The organism is Mucilaginibacter sp. P4_G9, from assembly GCF_056400985.1.
Genome location: NZ_JBFUKF010000616.1, coordinates 1 through 2,143, shown reverse-complemented (window position 1 = coordinate 2,143; position 2,143 = coordinate 1). Strand labels below are relative to the sequence as shown.

3 protein-coding genes are annotated in these 2,143 nt (G+C 39.0%); 1 reads left to right on the top strand and 2 read right to left on the bottom strand.

Annotation, left to right across the window (positions count from 1 at the left end; translation table 11 throughout):
* Positions 1 to 130 precede the first annotated feature (130 nt).
* Together AC1DPZ_RS25970 and AC1DPZ_RS25965 are read right to left on the bottom strand one after the other, a co-directional pair.
* Positions 131 to 838 carry a DNA alkylation repair protein gene (locus AC1DPZ_RS25970; protein ID WP_477408949.1) on the bottom strand — a complete coding sequence of 236 codons (708 nt, stop codon included), beginning with the start codon at positions 836 to 838 and terminating at the stop codon, positions 131 to 133.
* Between the two features lie 239 nt (positions 839 to 1,077).
* Positions 1,078 to 1,347 (bottom strand): hypothetical protein, encoded by a 270-nt coding sequence (locus AC1DPZ_RS25965; RefSeq protein ID WP_477408947.1) that lies wholly within the window; start codon positions 1,345 to 1,347, stop codon positions 1,078 to 1,080.
* A gap of 161 nt (positions 1,348 to 1,508) precedes the next feature.
* On the opposite strand from AC1DPZ_RS25965, the gene AC1DPZ_RS25960 reads away from it, so the two are divergent.
* On the top strand, positions 1,509 to 2,143 hold a 635-nt coding region (locus tag AC1DPZ_RS25960; RefSeq protein WP_477408945.1), incomplete at its 3' end, for a hypothetical protein.

Genomic DNA, 2,143 nt, shown 5'->3' with positions numbered 1-2,143 from the left:
CCTTCTAAAGGATACTGTGTACACATGTTTTTATTGATTTTAATTTTTTGTCGACAAAAAATATGTGTACACAGTAGCCCAACCGGGGGGAGTGGCAAGGGTTTCTATAAGCGATTCGGATATGCAAAACTCAGCACTTCACCGTTTTTTTCTTTTTGCCGAGTGATCCGCGATCTTTTACCTTGTTAATATAAGTTATGGCATCGGGCACTTTGCAGCTGGTGCCGTTGGTATCAACATAAACTTCGCCAATTTGGCCGGCAGCGGCGATGGCTTCTTCGGTTAAGGCACTTATATAGCAGCCTACATTTATTACAAAAATATTCATCCGCGACCTTACCCTGTTGCCCGAAGTATGGATGTTTTTGATCGCCCTGGCCAGCAAAGCCCGGTAAGCTTCAAGATCCAGGTCGCTGTCAGCCTTTAAAGCGCTGAGATTGCCCAGGGTAGACCACCCTGCAGCTGCGATATAATCCTGTTTGTTATCAATCCATTCCATAGCCAACTGGTAGCCATGCTTGCTGCCTGCGGCCACCCATGGTACCGTGTATTCGTTAATGTTATTGGAGAGCGCCTCTTCGGCCCAGGTTTGCAGATCAGCCCGGGTCATCTTTTCATCATCGGCAATAAGGCCGGCCAGGTACATGGCATCGGCGTTGCCGGTGGCGTAAAGGTCCTTAGCTAACTGGTAGTCTTTTTTTATCTTTTTTTGGATGGTTTTTAAATGCTCAATCTTTACGCCAAAAAAGGGCTCTTTAACGCCATGCTTCAACAAAATGTTTTTAATGCTTTCGCTGCCATGCGCCTGCAGGTCGGCCATTATTTCGGTTACAGTCATCACTAAGCGGTTTAAATAATTGATTTAAAAATACTTATTTTCAATTATTAAAAATACCCAAAATCGTTTTACTTTGATTTTGCCCGTACCTGTTTGATAGATAAAAAGAGGTTTACCTATAAGGGAGTGGTGCGATAAAAATACTGGTTGTAGGCTGAAGTACTACATAGTGGATCGAGGCATAGTGCAGACTTGGTGTGTGAACTACGAGGCAGCCATGCGGTAGTTTCTTCCGTATTTCAGCTATAAGGTACATAAACAAATATTAAAGTCCCTTGTCCCGGATTAGCTGTAACAGGCACCCCAAAGGTATCGCGGGAGGTTCTGTCAACCTCGGCGAAGGTTCGCTCAGCAGGGATTTTCGTTCGGATAGGATTTCTCCCCATTATCAGAGAGCTTATCTGCTCCTTAATGGTAATATCACCAGTGCCAATTCCCGATAGCTGTTTACTATCTAAACGTTTGCCGTACACTTTCCATTCATTTGGTTTACAATTTTCACCTTCCATAATTTTAAAGTTTTGTTTTAACTAAAGTCTGCATTAAGTATCACAAAATCAAGGTGTTTGTGCTTTTTTTTACCGTAAAATCACCCTGTTGCTAAAGGTCATTTTACTTTTTATCCGCTTAGTTTCCTTCCGAGATTTGGATGATCAAAAACTTTAAAATCATGAAAAAGATAATATTATTAATCGGCTTTGCCATGTTAAGCATCCCTTTATACAGCCTGGCCGATACCTCCGCTGAAATAATTAAAGCAGGTTTTATCCTCAAAAATGATACTGTTTATACATCGAAGGAAAAACAATATCGTTATCAAGCACATGTGAAATTCACAAAAGATGAAAGTAGTGCACTTAAGAATTTAAAGGTGGTATTGAGTTTTTCTGCCGAAAAATCAAATTTAGCATCAAATAATATTTTGTTGGATCAAAAAAGCTATATAATAAATGACCTGAGTAAAGATTCTATTTTAAAGATCCCTATAGTAATTATAAGGGATAGTTCACATGAACGGATTGCCGTTTTACAAATAAATATAACAAAAGAAGATGGCACATCTCAATTGATAGATGCAACAAGTAATAAATCGCTTGAATTATATATAGAGCCATACAAATCCGACTTAACCACCAATTCTAATTTTGAACCGCTCATATTCATTGGTACTAATTTCGATTTACTCGATGGACTTCAACCCAAAAATCTTTATACCAAATTTAATTTCTTTTGGAAACTAACTGAAAATAATTACATACAAGCCGGAATAGTTAAAAATAGGGTTTTTACTCCTTCGGATAGTAT